22 protein-coding genes are annotated in these 20,807 nt (G+C 59.7%); 14 read left to right on the forward strand and 8 right to left on the reverse strand.

Translation table 11 applies throughout. The features are described 5' to 3' along the window. Positions 1-19 precede the first annotated feature (19 nt). Positions 20-559 carry a response regulator transcription factor gene (locus tag KG088_RS03220; RefSeq protein ID WP_213824053.1) on the forward strand — a complete coding sequence of 180 codons (540 nt, stop codon included), beginning with the start codon at positions 20-22 and terminating at the stop codon, positions 557-559. Between the two features lie 12 nt (positions 560-571). Here the strand turns inward: KG088_RS03220 and KG088_RS03225 are convergent, their stop codons facing one another. Together KG088_RS03225 and hybE are read right to left on the reverse strand one after the other, a co-directional pair. After that, the gene (locus KG088_RS03225) at positions 572-1,342 is read right to left on the reverse strand and encodes a 3-hydroxybutyrate dehydrogenase (RefSeq protein WP_213824054.1); all 771 of its coding nucleotides are present in this window, start codon (positions 1,340-1,342) and stop codon (positions 572-574) included. A gap of 94 nt (positions 1,343-1,436) precedes the next feature. Further along, positions 1,437-1,853, reverse strand: coding sequence for a [NiFe]-hydrogenase assembly chaperone HybE (gene hybE, locus KG088_RS03230; protein ID WP_213824055.1), 417 nt, complete (start codon positions 1,851-1,853; stop codon positions 1,437-1,439). A 111-nt stretch (positions 1,854-1,964) separates the two neighbouring features. Here hybE and KG088_RS03235 point away from each other — a divergent pair, with 111 nt between their 5' ends. The 3 genes from KG088_RS03235 to KG088_RS03245 all read left to right on the forward strand — a co-directional run bounded on the left by KG088_RS03235 (position 1,965) and on the right by KG088_RS03245 (position 4,204). Next, positions 1,965-2,789: an inositol monophosphatase family protein gene (locus KG088_RS03235; protein ID WP_213824056.1), complete on the forward strand. Its 825-nt coding sequence runs from the start codon at positions 1,965-1,967 to the stop codon at positions 2,787-2,789. A gap of 196 nt (positions 2,790-2,985) precedes the next feature. Then, positions 2,986-3,261, forward strand: a complete 276-nt coding sequence (locus tag KG088_RS03240) for a GrxA family glutaredoxin (protein WP_213824057.1) — start codon at positions 2,986-2,988, stop codon at positions 3,259-3,261. A gap of 154 nt (positions 3,262-3,415) precedes the next feature. Then, complete coding sequence (locus KG088_RS03245; RefSeq protein ID WP_319941376.1) at positions 3,416-4,204, forward strand: VOC family protein; 789 nt, start codon at positions 3,416-3,418, stop codon at positions 4,202-4,204. Positions 4,205-4,405: 201 nt separating this feature from the next. Here the strand turns inward: KG088_RS03245 and KG088_RS03250 are convergent, their stop codons facing one another. Beyond that, positions 4,406-5,068, reverse strand: coding sequence for a CoA transferase subunit B (locus KG088_RS03250; RefSeq protein WP_213824058.1), 663 nt, complete (start codon positions 5,066-5,068; stop codon positions 4,406-4,408). A gap of 81 nt (positions 5,069-5,149) precedes the next feature. Further along, positions 5,150-5,851, reverse strand: a complete 702-nt coding sequence (locus KG088_RS03255; protein WP_213824059.1) for a CoA transferase subunit A — start codon at positions 5,849-5,851, stop codon at positions 5,150-5,152. Between the two features lie 159 nt (positions 5,852-6,010). Here KG088_RS03255 and KG088_RS03260 point away from each other — a divergent pair, with 159 nt between their 5' ends. The 6 genes from KG088_RS03260 to KG088_RS03285 all read left to right on the forward strand — a co-directional run bounded on the left by KG088_RS03260 (position 6,011) and on the right by KG088_RS03285 (position 11,243). Further along, positions 6,011-6,910: a LysR family transcriptional regulator gene (locus tag KG088_RS03260; RefSeq protein ID WP_213824060.1), complete on the forward strand. Its 900-nt coding sequence runs from the start codon at positions 6,011-6,013 to the stop codon at positions 6,908-6,910. A gap of 79 nt (positions 6,911-6,989) precedes the next feature. After that, a complete protein-coding gene (locus KG088_RS03265) occupies positions 6,990-7,862 on the forward strand; it encodes an acyltransferase (protein WP_213824079.1) in 873 nt (290 codons plus the stop codon). 89 nt (positions 7,863-7,951) lie between these two features. Next, on the forward strand, positions 7,952-8,788 hold the full coding sequence (locus tag KG088_RS03270) for a LysM peptidoglycan-binding domain-containing protein (protein ID WP_250148035.1): 837 nt from the start codon (positions 7,952-7,954) through the stop codon (positions 8,786-8,788). A 121-nt stretch (positions 8,789-8,909) separates the two neighbouring features. Further along, on the forward strand, positions 8,910-10,070 hold the full coding sequence (locus tag KG088_RS03275; RefSeq protein WP_213824062.1) for a glycosyltransferase family 4 protein: 1,161 nt from the start codon (positions 8,910-8,912) through the stop codon (positions 10,068-10,070). Beyond that, complete coding sequence (locus KG088_RS03280) at positions 10,042-10,584, forward strand: phosphatase PAP2 family protein (RefSeq protein ID WP_213824063.1); 543 nt, start codon at positions 10,042-10,044, stop codon at positions 10,582-10,584. Before KG088_RS03275 ends, KG088_RS03280 begins: the two co-directional genes overlap by 29 nt. A gap of 53 nt (positions 10,585-10,637) precedes the next feature. Further along, entirely contained in the window at positions 10,638-11,243 is a 606-nt protein-coding gene (locus KG088_RS03285; protein WP_213824064.1) for an alpha-ketoglutarate-dependent dioxygenase AlkB family protein, read from the forward strand. A gap of 101 nt (positions 11,244-11,344) precedes the next feature. Here the strand turns inward: KG088_RS03285 and gcvT are convergent, their stop codons facing one another. Together gcvT and KG088_RS03295 are read right to left on the reverse strand one after the other, a co-directional pair. Beyond that, positions 11,345-12,454: a glycine cleavage system aminomethyltransferase GcvT gene (gcvT, locus tag KG088_RS03290; protein ID WP_213824065.1), complete on the reverse strand. Its 1,110-nt coding sequence runs from the start codon at positions 12,452-12,454 to the stop codon at positions 11,345-11,347. Between the two features lie 84 nt (positions 12,455-12,538). Next, positions 12,539-13,945, reverse strand: coding sequence for an alanine/glycine:cation symporter family protein (locus tag KG088_RS03295; RefSeq protein WP_213824066.1), 1,407 nt, complete (start codon positions 13,943-13,945; stop codon positions 12,539-12,541). A 592-nt stretch (positions 13,946-14,537) separates the two neighbouring features. On the opposite strand from KG088_RS03295, the gene gcvH reads away from it, so the two are divergent. The 3 genes from gcvH to ppnN all read left to right on the forward strand — a co-directional run bounded on the left by gcvH (position 14,538) and on the right by ppnN (position 19,414). After that, positions 14,538-14,930 carry a glycine cleavage system protein GcvH gene (gcvH, locus tag KG088_RS03300; RefSeq protein WP_213824067.1) on the forward strand — a complete coding sequence of 131 codons (393 nt, stop codon included), beginning with the start codon at positions 14,538-14,540 and terminating at the stop codon, positions 14,928-14,930. 96 nt (positions 14,931-15,026) lie between these two features. Further along, positions 15,027-17,921 carry an aminomethyl-transferring glycine dehydrogenase gene (gene gcvP / locus KG088_RS03305; protein WP_213824068.1) on the forward strand — a complete coding sequence of 965 codons (2,895 nt, stop codon included), beginning with the start codon at positions 15,027-15,029 and terminating at the stop codon, positions 17,919-17,921. Between the two features lie 131 nt (positions 17,922-18,052). Beyond that, on the forward strand, positions 18,053-19,414 hold the full coding sequence (ppnN, locus tag KG088_RS03310) for a nucleotide 5'-monophosphate nucleosidase PpnN (protein ID WP_250148036.1): 1,362 nt from the start codon (positions 18,053-18,055) through the stop codon (positions 19,412-19,414). Positions 19,415-19,439: 25 nt separating this feature from the next. Here ppnN and KG088_RS03315 read toward each other — a convergent pair whose 3' ends face one another. Together KG088_RS03315 and KG088_RS03320 are read right to left on the reverse strand one after the other, a co-directional pair. Continuing rightward, a complete protein-coding gene (locus KG088_RS03315; RefSeq protein WP_213824069.1) occupies positions 19,440-19,808 on the reverse strand; it encodes a hypothetical protein in 369 nt (122 codons plus the stop codon). Beyond that, the gene (locus tag KG088_RS03320; protein ID WP_213824070.1) at positions 19,808-20,272 is read right to left on the reverse strand and encodes a flavodoxin; all 465 of its coding nucleotides are present in this window, start codon (positions 20,270-20,272) and stop codon (positions 19,808-19,810) included. Before KG088_RS03320 ends, KG088_RS03315 begins: the two co-directional genes overlap by 1 nt. A gap of 179 nt (positions 20,273-20,451) precedes the next feature. Here KG088_RS03320 and KG088_RS03325 point away from each other — a divergent pair, with 179 nt between their 5' ends. Next, on the forward strand, positions 20,452-20,661 hold the full coding sequence (locus KG088_RS03325; protein ID WP_213824071.1) for a DUF2788 domain-containing protein: 210 nt from the start codon (positions 20,452-20,454) through the stop codon (positions 20,659-20,661). Positions 20,662-20,807: the final 146 nt, after the last annotated feature.

Raw genomic sequence — 20,807 nt, forward strand, 5'->3', positions numbered from 1 at the left:
ACATCCCTGCGAGGACGCCATGCAAGAGAGCACACAACACCTGCTGATCATCGACGATGATGAGATGTTCTGCCATGTACTACACCGTGCCATGAGCCGGCGGGGTTACGAAGTACTGGTGGCTCGCAATGCCGGCGAGGCGTTGACCCTGGCCAGACGCCACCTACCGGAAATAGCCACACTGGATCTCAAGCTCGAGAATGAATCTGGCCTCAAGCTGCTGCCCGAGTTGCTGGAACTGGTGCCGGCTTGCCGGGTGGTGGTCCTGACCGGTTATTCCAGTATTGCCACGGCGGTGGAAGCGATCAAGCTGGGCGCGGTGAACTATCTGTGCAAGCCGGCCGATGCCGACGAGATTCTAGCCGCCCTTCAGAAGCAACAAGGTGACCCTGACACCGAAGTGGCGGACAAGCCGCCGTCGATCAATCGCATCACCTGGGAGCACATCCAGAAGGTACTGCAGGAACACGACGGCAATATCTCGGCGACTGCCCGCGCATTGGGGATGCACCGACGCACTCTTCAGCGCAAGCTGCAAAAGCGGCCGGTGCGACGCTAAGGATTAACGCAATTACTGCGCCGTCCAGCCCAGATCGATATTCCAGCTGGAGCCGGTCACCGCGCCGGCCGCATCCGAGGCCATATAGGCGACCAGCTCGGCGACCTCGGAAGGTTCGATCAGACGCTTGACCGCCGCATTCTTGAGCATGATTTGCTCGATCACTTCCTGCTCCTGCATGCCGTGCATTCTGGCCTGGTCAGCAATCTGATTGTCGACCAGCGGGGTTTTCACGTAAGCCGGACAGATGGCGTTGGCGGTGATGCCCTGAGCGCCACCCTCCAGCGCTGCGGTCTTGGTCAAACCGATCATGCCATGCTTGGCACTGATATAAGCCGACTTGCCGGGTGAGGCCACCTGAGCATGCACAGAAGCGATATTGATGATGCGCCCCCAGCCGTTCTCGCGCATGGAGGGCCAAACAGCCTGGCTTAGCAGGAAGGGTGCCGTGAGCATCAGATCGATGATGCGACGCCACTGGGACTCGGGAAACTCCTCGATGGGGGCAACGTGCTGGATGCCGGCATTATTGACCAGGATATCAACCCTGCCGTAGCGCTTGATGGCATCGGCCGCCGCCGCCTTGCAGGCCTCACCGTCGGTCAGGTCTGCCTGATAAAAAGCCGCCCCAACCGACTCCGCAAGCGCCTTACCATCCGGATTGAAATCCACTGCCAGGACCTGGTGGCCCAGTTCGCGAAAGTGGCGGACCACGGCCTCACCGATACCGCTACTGGTGCCGGTCACCAAGGCGACGCGGGGAGTGGCTGCGCTCGATGTCATTTGTCTCTCCTTAACAATATTGATCGGGATTCGGATAGGGATTTGGCAAGCGTTCGCCCTGCCCAGCATACGGATGCGGCCAGGATGTCACCAGTCAGCCATCGTCGGGCGTCATGACGCGCTCCATGAGCTGCTGAGCCAGACGGCTAGCTTGCTGTAGCGACTCAATATCCGAGAGATCATCCAGCACCTGGCAGCGCCACCACCAGATACCCACCTCGAGTCGTTCAGCTACAAAATCGTAGCCACCCGAGGGCAAAGCAACATGGCGTGTGGCACCATTGTCCGGCACCAATGCCGCCGAGTCTTGGGGCAGCATCGCCAGCGACAGTGACAGCGGCGTGATCAGCGCCCCCAGCAGTTGGTTATCCACCGGTTGAAAACACAAGGCATCGACGCCGAGTCGCGGATTGAAATGCGGATCACGCTTGGCCGATTTGAGATGGCGACGTGTCCAGGCATCGGCAAACTGGCGCAGCCGTCCATACTGTTCGGGGCTCAAGGACTGCATCGACTCCTCCCTAGGTTGCACGCCATGATACCCAGCCATCGAGGTGTTCGGCAGCGCCGTTGTGAACTGCTAGCATAAGTCATTCGTCCCGCTGCCGATAAGTTGACCGCCATGTCCCCTGCCGAGCGCCTGAAGATAACCGTGAACATCGCCAAGGAGGCGGGCCAAATGATTGTAAAGGCTCGTCAGGAAAAGAATTTCGCGCACCGCTACAAGGATCAGGGGCGTGAACTGGTCACCGATGTCGACGTGGCGGTAGATACTCTGATCAGTGAACGCCTTCAGTACCACTTCGGCAACGAAGCGCGCCTCAGCGAAGAACTTGCTCCTAACCGAGACGCTCTGGGACAGCAAGGACCGCTCTGGGTCATCGACCCGATCGACGGCACCGTCAACTTCGCCCATGGTTTGGCCCATGTCGCGGTTTCCATTGCCTGGGTGCTCGATGGCCGGGTTCGCATCGGCGTGGTGCATGCACCTTTTCTCGGTGAGACCTTCACCGCCATCGCCGCACGAGGTGCCTGGTGCAATGATACCCCCATTCAGGCAAGTCGGAGCGACGATCTAGAGCGTTGCCTGGTGGCCACCGGATTTCCCTATCAACGCGACATCCGCCTCCCTCTGATGCGCCGCTTCGCCGTCGTTCTCTCTCGTTGCCAAGATGTGCGACGCAATGGGTCGGCGGCACTGGACCTGTGCGATGTCGCTTGCGGTCGTCTCGATGCCTATTACGAGAGCGTCTCACCTTGGGACTTTGCCGCTGGCTGGTTGATTGCCCGTGAAGCAGGCGCCCGAACCGGCCATCTGTACGCCTGCCCGGCGGGGATTCCCGAAGATTTGTTCGGTGAGAACCTGCTGGTCGCAAGCCCGGCGATCTACGACGAACTTGGCGAATTACTGCGTCTCGCTGATGACAGTGCAGCGACTCCCGGGTAAGGCGGCATATTGGCGAGCAAGTCTTGTCAAGCAGGAAGAACGGAAGGCCTGATGACATAGCGGGGCATTATGGGCCCGCTAGCCGGCCGCTATTGGTCAGCACTTTCGCTGATTGACAAAATGAACACACATCGCTCTCTAACCTTATCCCGCTCTACTCACTACATTGCGCGCTTCAGGCGCCAGGAGATTTTTCATGTTCGTGGTCATTTATGGTCGTCCCGGCTGTTCCTTCTGCATACGCGCCTTGCAGCTGGCCAAATCCCTTGAAGCGGCAAGCGCTATCGAGGGCCTGCGCTATGTCGACATCCATGCCGAAGGCATCACCAAAGCGGATCTAGGCAAGACTATCGGCAAGCCGGTACATACCGTGCCGCAGATCCTCGTCGACGAGACGCATGTCGGCGGATTTACCGAGTTCGATCGCTATGTGCGCGATCACGACCTCCTGGCCGTCGCTAGTCCGCGCTGAGTACTGAGAAAATTGTCTTGAAGATCCCGTCGTCGCTCGACAGCGGCGTTGGCAAGGGCGTTAGCCTGTCACAGCGTCATCCCCTCGTTGAATGCCTTCATGATCCCTCTGCCTATACTTTTGGCCGAGACGTCACGGCGAAAGCCGAAGCTTCATGACCGAGGGATATGCCACGATGCAGCGGGAAGAGTTCATCCAGCAGCTATGGCTGGACTACGTCCATCAGCACCCCGATATCAGTGGGCTTAGACTCTGGCCAGTCGATGCACCGATGGAGTACATGGCTCTGCTGACCCTGAACCATGGGGAGTATGCCATGGACAGGCTGTTACCGATCCTGGCGCTTCTTGGTTATCGCCGTGTGCATCGCCATGCCATGGCCGACCGTGGCCTGCTGGTGTCCCTGCTCTCTCCCCCCGACAATAGCGCCTGGCTGCTGCTGGCCGAGCTGCAACTCGGCACTCTGTCGCGTCATCCTCGCGACACACTCAAGACGCTGGTGTCGGATACGCCGCCGGGATTACGGCAAGACCAGAATCTATTGCACAATGGTCGCCCCTGGGCAATGCCCGCCTGGTCGACGTATCAAGCGTTACATCTCGCCCACCCCTTGGCCGGCTGGCTAGCGGTGATGGGTCCACGGCTGCATCACGTCGGATTCGATTGCACACAGTTGGGTTGCGATATCGAGGTGCTGGATCAGCAGTTGGATCAGGCGGGGCTTGACGGCCACCGCAACCGCCACCAAGGCGTCTTTCCCGTCTCCCCTCTGCTCGACTTTCGTTTTTACCCCACACGCTCTCGACGCATGGCCTTCGCCCAAGGCGATGAGCATCGCATCGAACTAGGTGGCCTGGCGCTGGTGCAAAAGCAAGTCAGCGCCAACCAGGAGCGCACTTCGGAGCTGTTGTTGCCGCACCATACTCGCTGTGAGATGTCCTGATAGCGGCACCCCGAATCATCCACAGATTCTGTGGATAACGCTGTGCAGGAGCCGCTGGCAAGCGGTGACAAGCGCCGAGATGACCGGCTTGAGCAAGACTGGTCAGTTTTTCGACATCGGCGCGCCGATCATTCCCCACAACACACGACGACCCGAATCATCGCCTCCGGGCCGTCATGCGCTGTCCAATCAGGCCATCGATCAGACGTCGAATGTCATTTCCGGCACATGGTCGGGGACGATCAGCTTACCGGCGGTCTTCTCGATAATTTCCTCGACGCTGATCCCCGGCGCACGTTCCTTGAGGATGAACGCGCCGTTCTCGATCTCCAGGTAGGCGAGATCGGTCAGCACGCGGTTGATGCAACCTGCGCCAGTCAACGGCAGGTTACAGGACTCCAGAAGCTTGGATTCGCCATGCTTGGAGGCGTGGGTCATGGTGCAGATGATGTTCTCGGCCCCGGCCACCAGGTCCATGGCGCCGCCCATGCCCTTGATCAACTTGCCGGGGATCATCCAGGAAGCGATGTTGCCGTTCTGGTCGATTTCAAAGGCGCCCAGCACGGTCAGGTCGACGTGACCACCACGGATCATGGCGAAGGATTCAGCCGAATTGAAGATTGCCGCGCCGGGCCGGGCGGTGACCGTCTCCTTGCCGGCGTTGATCATGTCGGGGTCGAGCTCTTCCTCGGTGGGGTAGCGCCCCATACCCAGCAGGCCGTTCTCGGACTGCAGCATCACGTCGATGCCGTCGGGGATGTAGTTGGCGACCAGGGTGGGGATGCCGATGCCCAGGTTGACGTAGAAGCCGTCCTCGAGTTCGCGCGCCACGCGCATTGCCATCTGTTCGCGGGTGAGTGCCATGGTGTTGCCTCTTGTGATCGGTAACGCCGAGGGGGATGAGCGCCCTGGCGGTGGTGTCTGTGTCGACGGTGTGACCGGTGGTCAGCCCTGGTGCACGGTGCGCTTCTCGATGCGCTTCTCGAAGGTGCCCTGAATGATGCGGTCCACATAGATGCCTGGGGTGTGGATCTGGTCGGGCTTGAGCTCGCCGGGCTCGACGATTTCCTCGACCTCGACCACGGTGATCTTTCCTGCGGTGGCCGCCATTGGGTTGAAGTTCTGGGCGGTGTCGCGATAGACGACGTTGCCGTAGCGGTCGGCCTTCCAGCCCTTGACGATGGCGAAGTCGCCGACCACTGACTCCTCGAGAATGTAGTGACGCCCGTTGAACTCGCGAACCTCCTTGCCTTCACCGATCGGCGTGCCATAACCGGTGGCGGTGTAGAAGGCCGGGATACCGGCGCCGCCGGCACGCATTTTTTCCGCCAAGGTGCCCTGCGGAGTCAGAACCACCTCGATCTCGTCGTTGAGCATCTGTTTCTCAAAGAGGGCATTCTCGCCGACGTAGGAAGCATGGATCCGGCGGATCTGCTTATCTTCCAGCAGCACACCCAGGCCGAAGCCATCGACGCCGCAGTTGTTGGACCACACCGTCAAGTCCTTGACGCCGCGACGCTTGATTTCGCCGATCAGGTTTTCGGGAATGCCGCAGAGCCCGAAGCCGCCGGCGATCACGGTCATTCCGCTCTCGATGCCGTCCATCGCGTCTTCATAGGAGTAAACTCGCTTGTCGAATCCGGCCATAGTGGCGCCTCGTGATGTTGTGAAGAGAATATTCAGCGTAGTTGTCGCCAAAGGGCATGACGCTTTCACACAGTGTTGTACGTCAGGATATATTTGTTAAGTTTGTTTTTCTTATCGATTGACTCTTTATACCAATAAATTAGACCTTGGTAGCATGCCATGACCATTAAACAGCTGCGCGCCTTTCTCGCCGTGGCCCAGACCCTGAGTTTCACCCAGGCATGCGAGGTGCTCCATCTTTCGCAACCCGCCCTCAGCCTGGCCATCAAGGGTCTGGAGGAGAGCCTCGGGGGCCGCCTACTGATTCGCAGCACCCGCAGCGTACGCCTGACCCCCGAAGGCGAGTCGCTGGTCCCACTGGCAAAGCGTCTGCTGGCTGACTGGGACAATACCGAAGAGATGCTGCGCCAGCGCTTCACCCTGCAGCTTGGACGCCTCACGGTCGCTACCATGCCCTCCTTCGCAAGCAACTTGCTACCGCCAGCGCTGATGGCATTCCGGCGACGTCATCCCAAGGTCAATATCACCGTCCACGATGTCATCAACGAGCAGGTCATCGACATGGTGCGCAATCGCCAAGTGGAACTCGGCATTGCCTTCGAACCCGAGGCCACCGGCAGTCTCACCTTTGCCCCGTTGTTCGTCGATCGTTTCGTCGCCGTGGTTCCGGCGAACTCGATGCTTGCCAGCCATTCCCGGCTCGAGTGGTCGACGCTGTTGACGCATGACTTCATCGCACTTCAGCGCCCCTCCATGGTACGCCGCCTACTCGATCGGCAGCTCGTTGAAAGGAACATTCATTTGCCGATCGCCTTCGAAAGTCATCAATTGGCTACCGTAGGTAGGATGGTCACAAGCGGTCTGGGGGTCAGTGCGGTGCCTTCACTATGCCTTCGCCAGATGCAGGAACTCGGTGCGGTCTGCCTGCCGCTTACCCAGCCGGTCATCGAACACGCCGTCGGCGTGCTCACCTATGGTACTCACGAGCTCTCGGTCGCAGCCCTGGCGTTGCAGCAAGTGCTCGCCGAGACGATCGATAACTCCACTATTGATTCGTGACGTTGATGGCACCGTCTGGGCAGCTCGGGCATGATCTATTAGCATGAGCGCTTTCGCATCCTGCCGCGGGGTCCATGGCATGTCGTTGCTCAAGGGAATCGTCAGCGTCTTGCTACTGTTTCTCAGTACAATTTTTTGGGGGGTGCCGTTGATCCTGCTGACACTCCTCAAGCTGATCACGCCGAGCCGCCCGCTACGTCGACGCGTATTGGCAGGCCTCAACGGGATAGCACTCAACTGGATCGGGACCAATCTGTGGTGGATGCGCCGCTGGCTGAAGCCGCCACTCGATATCCAACTGCCGGAAGGGTTGAGTCGTGATAAGTGGTGGTTGGTGCTGTCCAACCACCGCAGCTGGACCGATATTTTTCTGTTGTTCATCGCTCTGCATCGCCGCATTCCCATGCCGCACTTCTTCGTCAAGCGTCAATTGATCTGGATTCCCGTCGTCGGCCTGGCCTTCTGGGCCATGGAGTTTCCGATGTTGCGTCGCCTTACACGCGAACAACGCGAACGCAACCCCGAGCTGGCACGCCGGGATCGCGATGCCACCGAGCGGATGTGCCGCCATGCCAGGGAGCGGCCGATCGCCATCTACAATTTCGTTGAAGGTACACGCTTCACGCCGGCCAAGCATGTCGCCCAGGCGTCGCCATACGGTCACCTGCTGCGTCCACGCGCCGGCGGCGTTGCTCAGGTGCTGAACCTGCTGGGTGATCGCCTGGATGGTATCCTCGACGTGACGCTGTGCTACAACAATCCCCAGCCGAGTTTCTGGAGCTTTCTCTGTGGGCGCGAGGATCGCGTGACGCTGCATGCGAAACGACTCGACATCCCCCCCTGGATGATGCACGGCAATTATCATGACGATCCGCTGACCAAGGAACGCTTCCATTCATGGCTGAACGCCCTGTGGCAGGAAAAGGACGACATCCTTTCGCGCCCCCGATAGTTCTTACGTTAGTTCTGACGATGGTTTTGTTGATACTTGCCGGCTGCGCCTCGAGTTCCGACAGGTCAACACAGCGCGATCGCGCTACCATGGCGGGCAATTGGGTCAGCGTCCAACGTGGCGATACGCTGGGAGAGCTTGCGCGACGCGGTGGCGTCCCGCTCGAGCGCCTGCAGCGGTTCAATCCCGGCGTCGATTCGCGCAAGCTGGCGGTCGGTCAACGCCTGTTGCTGCCGACCCAGAATGAGCGTGCACCCGCAAACGGCCCCTATCGCTACCAGATTCGCCCCGGTGATACCTATACCAGTATCGCCAGACGCTTCAATACTCGCGCATCACGTGTGCAAGCAGCCAACCCCGGCATGTCGGCCACTGCGCTCAAGGTCGGCCAGATCATCTCGGTGCCCCTCACTGGCCCAGGTTCCACGGGTCAGGCCAGCACCGGAGGCGCCAAGGCTAGTGATAACAAGGGCAGTGATACCACGAAGACCCGCTCTGCCAGTGCAGCGACACGAACGGCCAGCCTGCCCGATCCGGGCAACCTGCCCATCTCGGCCCGCCAATGGCCTTGGCCATTGCAGGACTACCGCATCGTCAGGCGCTTCGGTAGTGATAGCCGAGGCACGCTGCAGCCAATGCTGCTGGCGACGGAGCGTGGCGTTCGTGCTCGGTCGGTGGCCGACGGCGACGTGCGCTTTGCCGACAGCATGCGCCAACTCGGTCAGGTTGTGATCGTCCATCACGCCGACAACATCCAGAGCGTCTATGCCCTGTGCGACGATACGCTAGTCACCAACGGCGATCGGGTCAGCCGTGGCGACGAACTGTGCGAGGTGGGGTACAACAACGCAAGCGAACGCTTTGATCTGCTCTTCGATCTACGTCATGGGGGGAAACCTATCGATCCACGGCAGGTCTTGAGGTAGGTTCGCTTGCATCGCTTGCGTCATGGTCTATTCATCGGCATGTCGCCGTAATGTCATCCTTTAACACCATTCTTGTCCTTGAAGTGGCCCAGCCAGGGCCTTCAACAGGACGAGGAATGTCATGCGCATCGCGCTGGTCAGTGAAACCTGGTCACCCGACATCAACGGCGTGGCTCATACCCTGAAGCAGATCGACAACGAGTTGCGCAGCCGTGGTCATGCGTTGCAGCTAATTCGACCGCGGCCTGCCGATGGCAGCTACTCTCGTGCCGATGGCATGGACGCCGAACTTCAGGTTAGGGGTATGTCGGTCCCGAGCTATCGCCAGGTGCGATTCGGCATACCCGACACGCGCGCCATTGTCCGCCTGTGGCGCGAGCAGCGACCCGATGTCGTCTACCTCGCCACCCAAGGTCCGTTGGGGTGGTCCGCGCAGCGCGCCGCGCAGCGTCTGTCGATACCGGTCGTCGGGGGCTGGCACACCAACTTCGATCATTATTGCACCGATTATGGTCTCGCCTGGCTGACCCCGCTGGTCATGCAGCGACTCCGCACCTTTCATAACCGCTGCGCGGCCACGCTGGTCCCCACCCGCCAACAAGCCAATCGTCTCAGCGACCAGGGTTTCGACAATCTTCGCATCATGGCCCGCGGTATCGACGGGGAGTGTTTCTCACCGGTAAAGCGCGACCCTGCCCTGCGTCAATGGTGGGGCGCTGACGCGCATGGGCCGGTGGCACTGCATGTGGGTCGACTGGCACCCGAAAAGAACCTCGATCAGTTGCGAGAAACCTTCCATGCCATGCTGGCCGCGCGTCCGGATCTGACGCTGGTCGTCGTCGGTGATGGCCCGGGCCGACAGGCACTACAAAAGGCCCTACCCGAGGCGTACTTTACCGGCTTCATTGACCTAGAAAGCCTGACACGTCACTACGCTAGCGCAGATATCTTCGTTTTTCCCTCCCTTTCCGAAACTTGGGGGAATGTCGTACTGGAAGCCATGGCCAGCGGTCTCGCGGTGGTGACGTATCGCCATGCAGCCGGCGATGAACTGATCGATAACGACCTCACCGGTGTCAGCCTGCCGACGGACGATACCGCGGGATTTCGCGATGCGGCGGCGAATCTCTGCCTCCACTCTGCCCGCTATGCCCGGCTAGGGCGAGCCGCCAGAACTCGCGCTCTAACCTATCGGTGGTCGGCCATTACCGACGACTTCATCGCCACCCTCGAATTTGCTCGGGAGAGCCGCCATGAAACCACGAGCACCTGCCGTGTTTGATCGTCTCGACCTGCTCGAATGGCAACTCTGTCAGCGTATGGCCGGCTTGAGCGTTCATCGCCGCTGGCTTTCCACCCTAAGGCTTGCCAGCAAACTGGGAGACTGGCCGGTATGGGTGGCTTTGATCGCGCTACAACCGCTGCTGCATGAGCCCCACGGGTGGGTTTACTTGCTTCAATATAGCGTTACGGCACTGCTCGCTGTCGGTGTGTATCGTCTGCTCAAGACACGCCTGTGCCGCGAGCGTCCCTTTATTACTTTCGATGGCACCATCGCCTGCACTGAACCCGCGCGCGATCGTTACAGCTTTCCCAGCGGGCACACGATGCATGCGGTCATGTTCTGTTTGCTCACCGCCAGTCACAGCCCCTGGGTACTGATTCTGCTGGCACCACTATCGCTACTGATTGCCATCTCCCGAGTCGGCCTGGGCCTGCACTATTTCAGTGATGTCATCGCCGGCGCCTTGATAGGCATCACCTTTGCCTGGGCAAGCCTGCAATTGGTGGGTTAGCTACTCGCAACCGGTCGCTGGCTCGATAACACAGTCCATGGCATCCTGATGCCATGCGTCATGCCGATAACCACCTCCTGCTCGCCTCGCCGGTCATCAGGCGATTCGACACGCTGCTTGGAGAGACAACGGCCGGTTTGGCATTAACGTGCCTGGATGAAACTCTCGATTGGCAGCAGCCACGCCTGCGCCTCTTCGGGCGTGAGCACCCCATCCCGCGACGCCAGGTATGGATGGGTGACGCCGAAGCCCGTTACCGCTACTCCGGACAAATTTTCTCGCCCGACAGCTGGCATCCCATCGTCTTGGACATCCGCAATGCGGTTATTGCCCGACTCGATCGCGCCGGCATCGTAGCGGACTTCAATAGTGTATTGCTCAACCGCTACGGCACTGGCCAGGAACGGATGGGGTGGCACAGCGATGATGAACCTGAACTCGGCTCGACCCCCTTGATCGCCGCTGTAAGTCTCGGATGTGAACGCCCCTTGCGGTTTCGCTGGAAGCACAAGGAAGGGTCTGCCTTCAACGTCTGCTTGCCTCACGACAGTTTACTGGTGATGGGCCCTGGCGTTCAGGCTCGTCTGCAGCATGCGCTTTTGTCACGCCGGGCGCCTGGGTTGCGCATCAGCCTGACGTTCCGTTGGGTGTATTTTTAAAGTCGTTTCACAAAAAACGACCACCCATGTATCGGCTAGTTCTCGAGTGCAATCGAAATTAGATAACGGTATAAATCTACCGACGAAACCCTCGAGAGCCTTCAGCCGCGGTAGTAGCCTGGCGTAACGAAAGGCGTCTTGCTGACGATCATGGGCAATCGCTTGCCTCGCACCTCGGCGAACACTTGCGTACCCACCTCGGATTGCTCGATATCCACATAGCCCATGGCCACAGGCTTACCGATGCTGGGCCCGAAACCGCCAGAGGTCACCACACCGATATGCTTGTCATCCTCGGTGTATAGTTCGGCACCCTCGCGTACGGGAGCGCGACCCTCGCCAAGCAGCCCCACTCGTTTACGGCGATGATCCTTCTCGGCCACTTGATGCAGGATGAGATCGGCACCCGGAAAACCGCCCGGGCGCTCACCACCTCGACGACGCGGTTTGCCGATCGCCCAGATCAACCCTGCTTCCACTGGCGTGGTGTGGGTATCGATATCGTGACCATACAGGCAAAGCCCGGCCTCCAGACGCAATGAATCCCGTGCGCCCAGACCGATGGCCGCCACTTCTGGCTCAGCCAGCAAACGACGCGCCAGGGCCTCAGCGTTTTGGGCAGCAACGGATATCTCGAATCCGTCTTCGCCAGTGTAGCCACTGCGGCTGACCCATACGTCAATGCCGCCGATTGTGAACCTGCCATGTTGCATGAACACCATGTCACAGGCTTCGGGACAGCACCGCTGCATCACGGCCGCCGCCGCGGGCCCCTGCAGGGCCATCAGCCCGCGGTCCAGCACCTCGACCTCGTGCTCGCCTAGCCCACGCCGCAAGTGAGCCACGTCCTGGTCCTTACAGGCGGCATTGACCACCAGATACAGATGATCGCCTGCATTCACGATCATCAGGTCATCAAGGATGCCCCCTTCTTCGCTGGTGAACAGGCCATAGCGCTGCATGCCATTGGCCAACCCAAGCAGGTCGGACGGCACGAGCGTCTCGAGTGACTCGGCCGGGTGCGGTCCTCTTACCAGCACCTGGCCCATGTGCGACACATCGAACAGGCCACAGGCTGCCCGTGTGTGCTCATGCTCCTTCTTCACGCCCAACGGATACTGGACCGGCATTTCATAGCCGGCAAAGGGCACCATCTTGCCGCCGAGCTCTTCGTGCAGCGCATGCAAAGGGGTTTGTTTCAGTTGGCTCATGTTGTCATCACTCATGGCTCATGATGAAGAACGCTGCTCCGCCAAGAGAGGTGCCGGATCGGCACCTCTCGGCAGGCATGACATTCAGGATTTGTCGTGATCGAGCTCTTCGCCCGGCAGAATATCCTTGCCGTCGAAATAGTCCCGAGCCAGCTTGAATACCACCGGCGACAGAAGCGCCAGCGCGATCAGGTTGGGAATGGCCATCATGGCATTGAAGGTATCGGCCATTAGCCAGATGAAGCCCAGGTTAGCCATGGCGCCCAACGGAATCGCCAGCACGAAGAGCACTCTGTAGAGCATGATCGAACGCGTCCCGAAGAGAAACTGGAAGCATTTCTCACCGTAGAAGGACCAGCCTAGGATGGTGGTGAAGGCGAATATGGCCAGCGCCACTGACACTATCTGGTTGCCCATCCCCGGCAAGGCCTCGTCGAAAGAAAGCGCGGTCAGTGATGCCCCGGCTTCACCGGTTTCCCAGACCCCGGCGGTCAGGATCACCAGGGCGGTGATGGAACAGACGATGATGGTGTCGATGAAGGTTCCCAGCATGGCGATCAGACCCTGGCGGACCGGATTCTTGGTCTGTGCCGCGGCGTGGGCGATGGGCGCACTGCCCAGGCCGGCCTCGTTGGAGAAGATGCCGCGCGCTACACCAAAACGGATCGCCGCCATTACCGCCGCGCCCGCAAAACCGCCCATGGCCGCATGGGGGTTGAAGGCGTAGTAAAAAATCATGCTGAATGCCTCGCCGATCTGGCCAGCGTTGATGATCAGCACGGCCAGGCCGGCGAGCACGTAGAGAATCCCCATGATTGGCACCAGCTTTCCCGCCACCTTGGCGATACGCTTGATGCCACCGAGAATCACGGCACCGGCCAACACCATGATCACCACGCCGGTGATCCAGTGAGGAAAGCCGAAGGTTGAGTCCAGCGCATCCGCCACGGAATTCGACTGAACTGTATTACCAATGCCAAACGCCGCCACGGCGCCGAAGAACGCAAAGGCACCACCAAGCCAAAGCCACTTATGCCCTAGGCCATTCTTGATGTAGAACATTGGACCACCGACGTGATAGCCCGTGCTGTCAGTCTCACGATAACGCACCGCCAAAACCGCCTCGGCGAACTTGGTCGCCATCCCCACCAGCGCGGTGATCCACATCCAGAACACTGCGCCTGGGCCCCCCAAGGCAATGGCTGTCGCCACGCCCGCAATGTTGCCGGTACCGATAGTTGCCGACAGGGCGGTCATCAAAGCGTTAAATGGCGAGATTTCCCCCTCATCCAGAACCTTGGCCTTGTCTCCTGGCCGAGGCTTTCGATCCCGCCCCTGCCACATCAGCCTGAAACCCGTACCGAGCTTGCGAATCGGCATGAATTTCAGCCCAAGCTGGAGGTAAAGGCCCACCCCCAACAGCAAAATCAGCATCAACGGCCCCCAGACCACGCCATTGATGGCACCAAATATATTGTTCAAGGTTTCCACGAGTGCCTCCCTTTTTCGCTTGTACTTTTCATTTGGACTGTTCGCTTGACGCTGCGCCTCGCACCCTTGCACACAAGACTCAACAGATGATTGTGTTGTCTGACCAGCGATTCATGACACGATCACCAGTCAGTTCACGCGTACCTTAGCGGAATATGTCTGTCCGAGACCAGAGAAGCGAAACGAATCGACGGCATTTTTGACACACAAAGCTGTCAAGACCAGCCCAAGAGGAACAAATTTCGTATCGGAAACCAACGCTGATCCAGATTTCACAGCATGCTGAACGATGACTCCCCCGCCCCGTCCACCGCCTTACGACATGGTTAACAACGATCGCTTTCAAGCAAGGCCCCATGGCAGCACCCCTTGCAGCATAGGAACAATAACCGCATTAGTGCCCGTGGTTTTTTCAGAAGTTGAAAGTGAGAGGCGTCGATGGCTGGACGACGCATCACGACCGGGCCACTCTGAAGGGCGGCATGAGTAGTGGCTAGCATGCCACCGACATGCCAAGGTCAGACTCGCCAAACGCCTCCAACGGCGTTAGCATTCGGGTATTCTGAAAACCTTTTTCGTATAGGAAACCGAGATGAGCACGATTCCTGCCAATCTGCGCTATGCCGAGACACATGAATGGGTGCTGGACAACGGTGACGGCACCGTAACGATCGGCATCACGGATCATGCCCAGCAGGCATTGGGCGATGTGGTGTTTGTCGAACTGCCAGACGTCGGCACTCAGTTGGGGCACAAGCAAGAATTCGGGGTTATCGAATCGGTCAAGGCTGCATCCGATCTCTACGCCCCGGTGGCCGGTGAGATTCTCGAGGTCAACGAAGCACTCGAAGATTCACCCGAAACCGTTAACGAATCTCCCTATGAAGACGGCTGGATCATGAAGGTACAACTCGAGGACCACAGCGCACTCGACGCCTTGCTCGATGCCGACGCCTATCAGGCTGCAACCGACGCCGACGATTAAAAGCTAGATGCTGCTATCCGCCGCTCCGGGCCGATGCCCGGGGCGGCTTTTCCATGACCCGGGGCTCTGGTCCCGCCACACTGAATAGGGTGTTTCATGGCTTTCGACAATCGCCGCCTGGCCGATCTGGCCGCTCACGATGCCTTCATCCAACGCCATAACGGTCCTGGTGATGACGACGTGGCCGCCATGCTGACCTTTCTGGACATCGACAGTCTGGATACGCTTATTGAGAAGACGGTACCGGTGGACATCCGTCTGGGCCGTGAACTCGACCTCGACCCACCGCGCACCGAAGCCGAGGCGCTCGATTACCTCAAGCGTATTGCTCGACAGAACCGCGTCTTCAAGAGCTATATTGGTCAGGGTTATCACGATACGTATCTACCTCCGGTGATCCAGCGCAACGTTCTGGAAAACCCTGGCTGGTACACCGCCTACACTCCCTATCAACCGGAGATTGCCCAGGGACGTCTCGAGGGGCTGCTTAATTTTCAGCAGATGGTCATGGACCTCACCGGGATGGAGCTGGCCAACGCCTCGCTGCTCGACGAGGCCACTGCCGCCGCCGAAGCCATGGCGCTGTGCAAGCGGGCCAACAAGAAGTCGAAAAGCGATACTTTCTTCGTCGCTGATGATGTCCTGCCCCAGACGTTGGATGTCGTACGCACCCGTGCGGCGTGGTTCGGCTTCGAACTGGAGGTCGCCCCGGCAGACGAGTTGGCGGATGCCAACGTCTTCGGCGCCCTGCTCCAGTATCCCGGTCATAGCGGCCAGGTACGCGACCTTGAGCCGGTGCTCGCAAACGCTCGCCAGCAGGGGATCATGACCTGCGTGGCTGCCGATATCATGAGCCTGGTGCTGCTCAAGGAGCCGGGGGCGCTCGGTGCAGACATCGTCGTTGGCAACTCCCAGCGTTTCGGTGTCCCCATGGGCTACGGGGGTCCCCATGCGGCCTTCTTTGCCACCACCGACAAGCTCAAGCGCTCAATCCCCGGCCGCATCATCGGTGTGTCGAAGGATAGCCGTGGAGCCACCGCCCTGCGCATGGCAATGCAGACGCGTGAACAGCACATCCGCCGCGAGAAGGCCACCTCCAACATCTGCACCGCCCAGGCGCTGCTGGCCAATATCGCCGGCTTTTACGCCGTCTACCATGGCGCCGAGGGGCTGCGTACTATCGCGAGTCGCATTCACCGGTTAACCACCATTCTCGCAACAGGGCTCACCCAAAAAGCCGTGCGCCTGGCCCACGACAGCTGGTTCGATACCCTGCGCCTCACCGGCGTCGACGCCGGCAAGATCCATGGTCGCTCGATGACCCACGAGATCAATCTTCGTTACTTCGATAATGGCGACGTCGGCCTGAGTCTGGATGAGACCACCACCGCCCACGATCTGGATGTGCTCTTCGACGTCCTGATGGGCGAGGAGCATGGTTTGTCGGTGAGCGCCCTGGACGAGAAGGTCGTGGCCGAGGCAACGAGCGGGATCCCCGCCGACTGTCGTCGTGAATCTGCATTTCTCGAGCATCCGACCTTTCGCCGCTATCGCAGCGAGACCGAAATGCTGCGCTATCTCAAGCGTCTGGAAAACAAGGATCTGTCATTGGTCCACGCCATGATTCCGCTGGGCTCCTGCACCATGAAGCTCAACGCCACCAGCGAGATGATTCCCATTACCTGGCCGGAGTTCGCGCGCATGCATCCCTTCGCGCCTCGCGACCAGGTCGCCGGCTATCGTCAGATGATCGACGAGCTGGCCGCCTTCCTGGTCGAGATCACCGGCTACGATCATGTCTCGATGCAGCCCAACTCCGGGGCCCAGGGCGAGTACGCGGGCCTGGTGGCAATCCGTCGCTATCAGGCAGCGGTCGGCGAAGGCCATCGTGATATCTGCCTGATACCCAGCTCCGCCCACGGCACGAACCCGGCCTCGGCTGCCATGGCCCGCATGAAAGTTGTAGTGGTGGAATGCGATACCGATGGCAATATTGATGCCGGTGACCTTCGTCGCAAGGCCGAACAGTACAGCGATTCCCTTTCGGCGATCATGCTCACCTACCCTTCCACGCACGGGGTTTTCGAGTCCGGCGTGCGTGAAGCTTGCGACATCGTGCATACGCACGGCGGCCAGGTATACATCGACGGGGCCAACATGAACGCCCAGGTCGGCCTGACCCGTCCCGGCGACTATGGCGGCGATGTCAGCCATCTCAATCTGCACAAGACCTTCTGCATCCCTCACGGCGGCGGCGGTCCCGGGATGGGCCCGATAGGCGTCAGGGCGCATCTGGCCCCTTACGTGTCCAACCACGTTGTCACACCGATCAAAGGCGTCGAACCCGGCTGCGGGGCCGTCTCCGCCGCGGCCTATGGCTCGGCCTCGATCCTGCCGATCTCATGGGCCTACATCAAGATGATGGGGGCCGCTGGCCTGCGGCGCGCCACGGAACTCGCCATCCTCAACGCCAACTACGTCGCCAAGCGTCTCGAAGCGCACTACCCAGTGCTGTACAAGGGCGACAACGGCACCGTGGCCCATGAATGCATCATTGACATACGTCCGCTGAAGGCCTCTTCCGGCATCAGTGAGGAAGATATTGCCAAGCGCTTGATGGATTACGGTTTCCACGCACCAACCATGTCATTCCCGGTGCCTGGCACGCTGATGATTGAACCCACTGAGTCGGAATCGCGCTACGAGATCGACCGGTTCTGCGATGCCATGATCGGCATTCGCGATGAGATCACCCGGGTCGAGAACGGTGACTGGCCGGCCAACGACAACCCGTTGGTCCATGCCCCCCATACCATGGCCGATCTGATGGACGCGGACTGGTCTCGTCCTTACTCACGCGAATGGGGAGCTTTTCCCTCTGAGGCGGTCAAGGCCGCGAAGCAGTGGCCGGCCGTCAATCGCGTGGACAACGTACTCGGCGACCGCCAGCTGATCTGTTCCTGCCCCAGCATCGATGAATACCGCGACTGACCCAATTGGTTGTCCTCGCCAGACCAAGCCCTCGACATTCTGTGTCGAGGGCTTTTGCATGGCACGCTGCGTCGGAATCATGGGCCATGTTAGCATCGCGACATCACCCCCCAGCGAGAACCCTATCCCCGATGCCCGAAACTATTTCAACCACCATTTCACCGGAAGGCAGCCTGGAGATTCTTTCGCAGCATGAGGTCAGTCGTCTACACGACACCTCGCGTTCCGGTTTGCATGACCTGCTGCGTCGGTGCGCCCTGGCTGTCCTCAACTGCGGCACTCCTACAGACGATAGCCTGGCGCTGATGGAAGCCTATCGGGACTTCGATATCGAGGTCATACAGCAGGACCGTGGCGTGCGGCTGAAGCTTACCAATGCGCCTGCCGAAGCCTTCGTTGATGGCCGCATGATTCGTGGCATTCGGGAGCACCTATCGGCGATCCTGCGCGATATCGTCTATGTCTACAACGAGATTCAAGGCCACCAGCGCTTCGACCTGAGCACGGCCGAGGGCACAACCAATGCGGTATTTCATATCCTGCGCAAGGCGGGCACCTTGAAGCCCGGCCGCGACCCGAGCCTGGTGGTGTGCTGGGGCGGTCACTCCATCAGCCGAGAAGAATACGAGTACACCAAGGACGTCGGCTATCATCTGGGCCTGCGCGATCTGGATATCTGCACGGGTTGCGGCCCCGGGGCCATGAAGGGCCCCATGAAGGGTGCCAACGTGGCCCATGCCAAGCAGCGCCGTTATCAGGGTCGCTATCTCGGGGTGTCGGAGCCCGGAATCATCGCCGCCGAGGCGCCCAACCCGATCGTCAACGAACTGGTGGTGATGCCGGACATCGAGAAACGGCTCGAGGCCTTCGTGCGCCTGGGCCATGGCATCATTGTCTTCCCCGGCGGCGTGGGGACCGCCGAGGAGATACTCTATCTACTGGGGATACTGCTTCATCCGGATAATGCCGATATGGAGCTGCCGGTAATCCTCACCGGCCCGGCGAACTCAGCCGAATATTTTCGGCGTATTGACGAGTTCCTCGTCTACACGTTGGGCGAAGCGGTTCGACGCCATTACCGCATCATCGTCGCTGATCCGACGGAGGTGGCTAGAACTATGCGCAAGGGGGTCGATGCCGTCGCCGACTACCGGCGGGCTCGTCAGGATGCCTTCTATTACAATTGGCGGCTGACCGTCGACCGCGACTTCCAGGAACCCTTTGCGCCGACGCATGAGGCCATGGCGTCACTTGCTCTTCGCCGAGACCTTCCGGTACATCGACTGGCCGCAAACCTGCGTCGTGCGTTTTCCGGGATCGTTGCCGGCAACGTCAAGGAGGATGGCATGCGAGCGATTGCGGCACATGGGCCGTTTACCCTTCATGCCGAAGCCGAACTGATGGCGCGTCTGGACGCCTTGCTCAACTCCTTCGTGGCCCAGGGCCGCATGAAACTTTCAGGCGACTATTCGCCTTGCTACCGCCTGGCATGAGGCACTAGATACCGGGGGAGTCCATTCATTCGCTCCCGGCTTGCCACCAAAGGCTCAACGCGTATAGCAGCAATCCGAGCGTGGCGCCATGGGATATCAGGCGCTGCCAGCTGATCCAGTCGCTGAACAGCAGGTGCCACAGCCCCATCGCCATGAGTCCGCCAACCATGGCGAGGGCCAAGCGACCGAGCAGCCTGGGTAAGCGAGACTTGTCATCGGTGGAAAGTAGCCACCATTGGAGTAACCCCACCACTCCCACTACCGCGAGTGCCAGCAGGATCAGTGTCAAACGAGTCTGGTGGCCCGCGGCAACATAGCGGGGAAGAATCGACAGCATCAATACCCCCAGCCCCAGCAGCAGACTCACACGCTCAGGCGTGTGTCGAGCCTCCATCAGGCCACCTTCAACTGTTGGGTCTCAATCCATTCTTCCACCCAAGGCAGGGCTGCATCGTCGGCCATAAAGGTCTCCATGGCATCGATCTCAAGCCGCTCGCCGAGACGTTGCGCGCCGAGTCCGGCGAGCAGTTCGTCGAGGTTGCGCCCCGCCCCGCAAAAGGTATCGCCATAGGAGCTGTCGCCCATGGCGATCAGTCCGTAGCGAAGCTCCGTCAGTGATGGGGACGTTTCATCGAGCGCATTGGTGAGCGGCACAAGGCTACCCGGATAATCTCCGCTGCCAGTGGTGGAGGTACAAAACAGCGCCAGGTCGGTGGGGGAACCCGACAGGTCGTCAAGAGTTGGCTGGTCATAGATCGCCACTTGGTAACCGGCTTCTTCGAAGAGCGGTTTGACTTGTTCGGCAACGTCAAGCGCACCGCCATACACGGTTCCTACGAAAATCTTCAGCATCGGCATGTCTTGGATTTACCTGAGAATTTGGCCCGGATTTTACCATGTAGAGAAACCATGGCACATCCCGAAAACCAACGGAGAGGGAATCGAAGATGGGACATCGGGTCGCGGTCGGCCGCACTGCGCCAGGCGCTTTGGCCCCGTATAATAGGTGTTGAGTAAATCTCTGGAATGGAGCCACCATGCAGCAAACCTTCGAGGCTTGGATCACCCCGATAATGATCGGTGGTCTGATGCTTTTCATGTGCTTCATCATCTGGGACCTGGCGCGCGAGTCGAAGGCCGGAAGATTCGGCACCATCATGCTGTTCGTGGTGCTGGGCGCCGGCATGCTCGGCTATATCCTCAAGGTAGTCATCACCTGGATGCTCGAGAACGGTGGTGGTGTCTGACAGGGTGCAACGTCACGAAAAACGCCACCTCTTGGGGTGGCGTTGCTGCTTGTGCTGCTTATAATCTTACCTGATTACTCATGTTGATCAGCCATCGCGCCAACCTGAGGGCTATACTGGATTTACATGGGTCGACAAGGAGTGAG

The sequence above is a fragment of the Halomonas jincaotanensis genome (assembly GCF_018448785.1).
GTDB classification, from domain to species: domain Bacteria; phylum Pseudomonadota; class Gammaproteobacteria; order Pseudomonadales; family Halomonadaceae; genus Halomonas; species Halomonas jincaotanensis.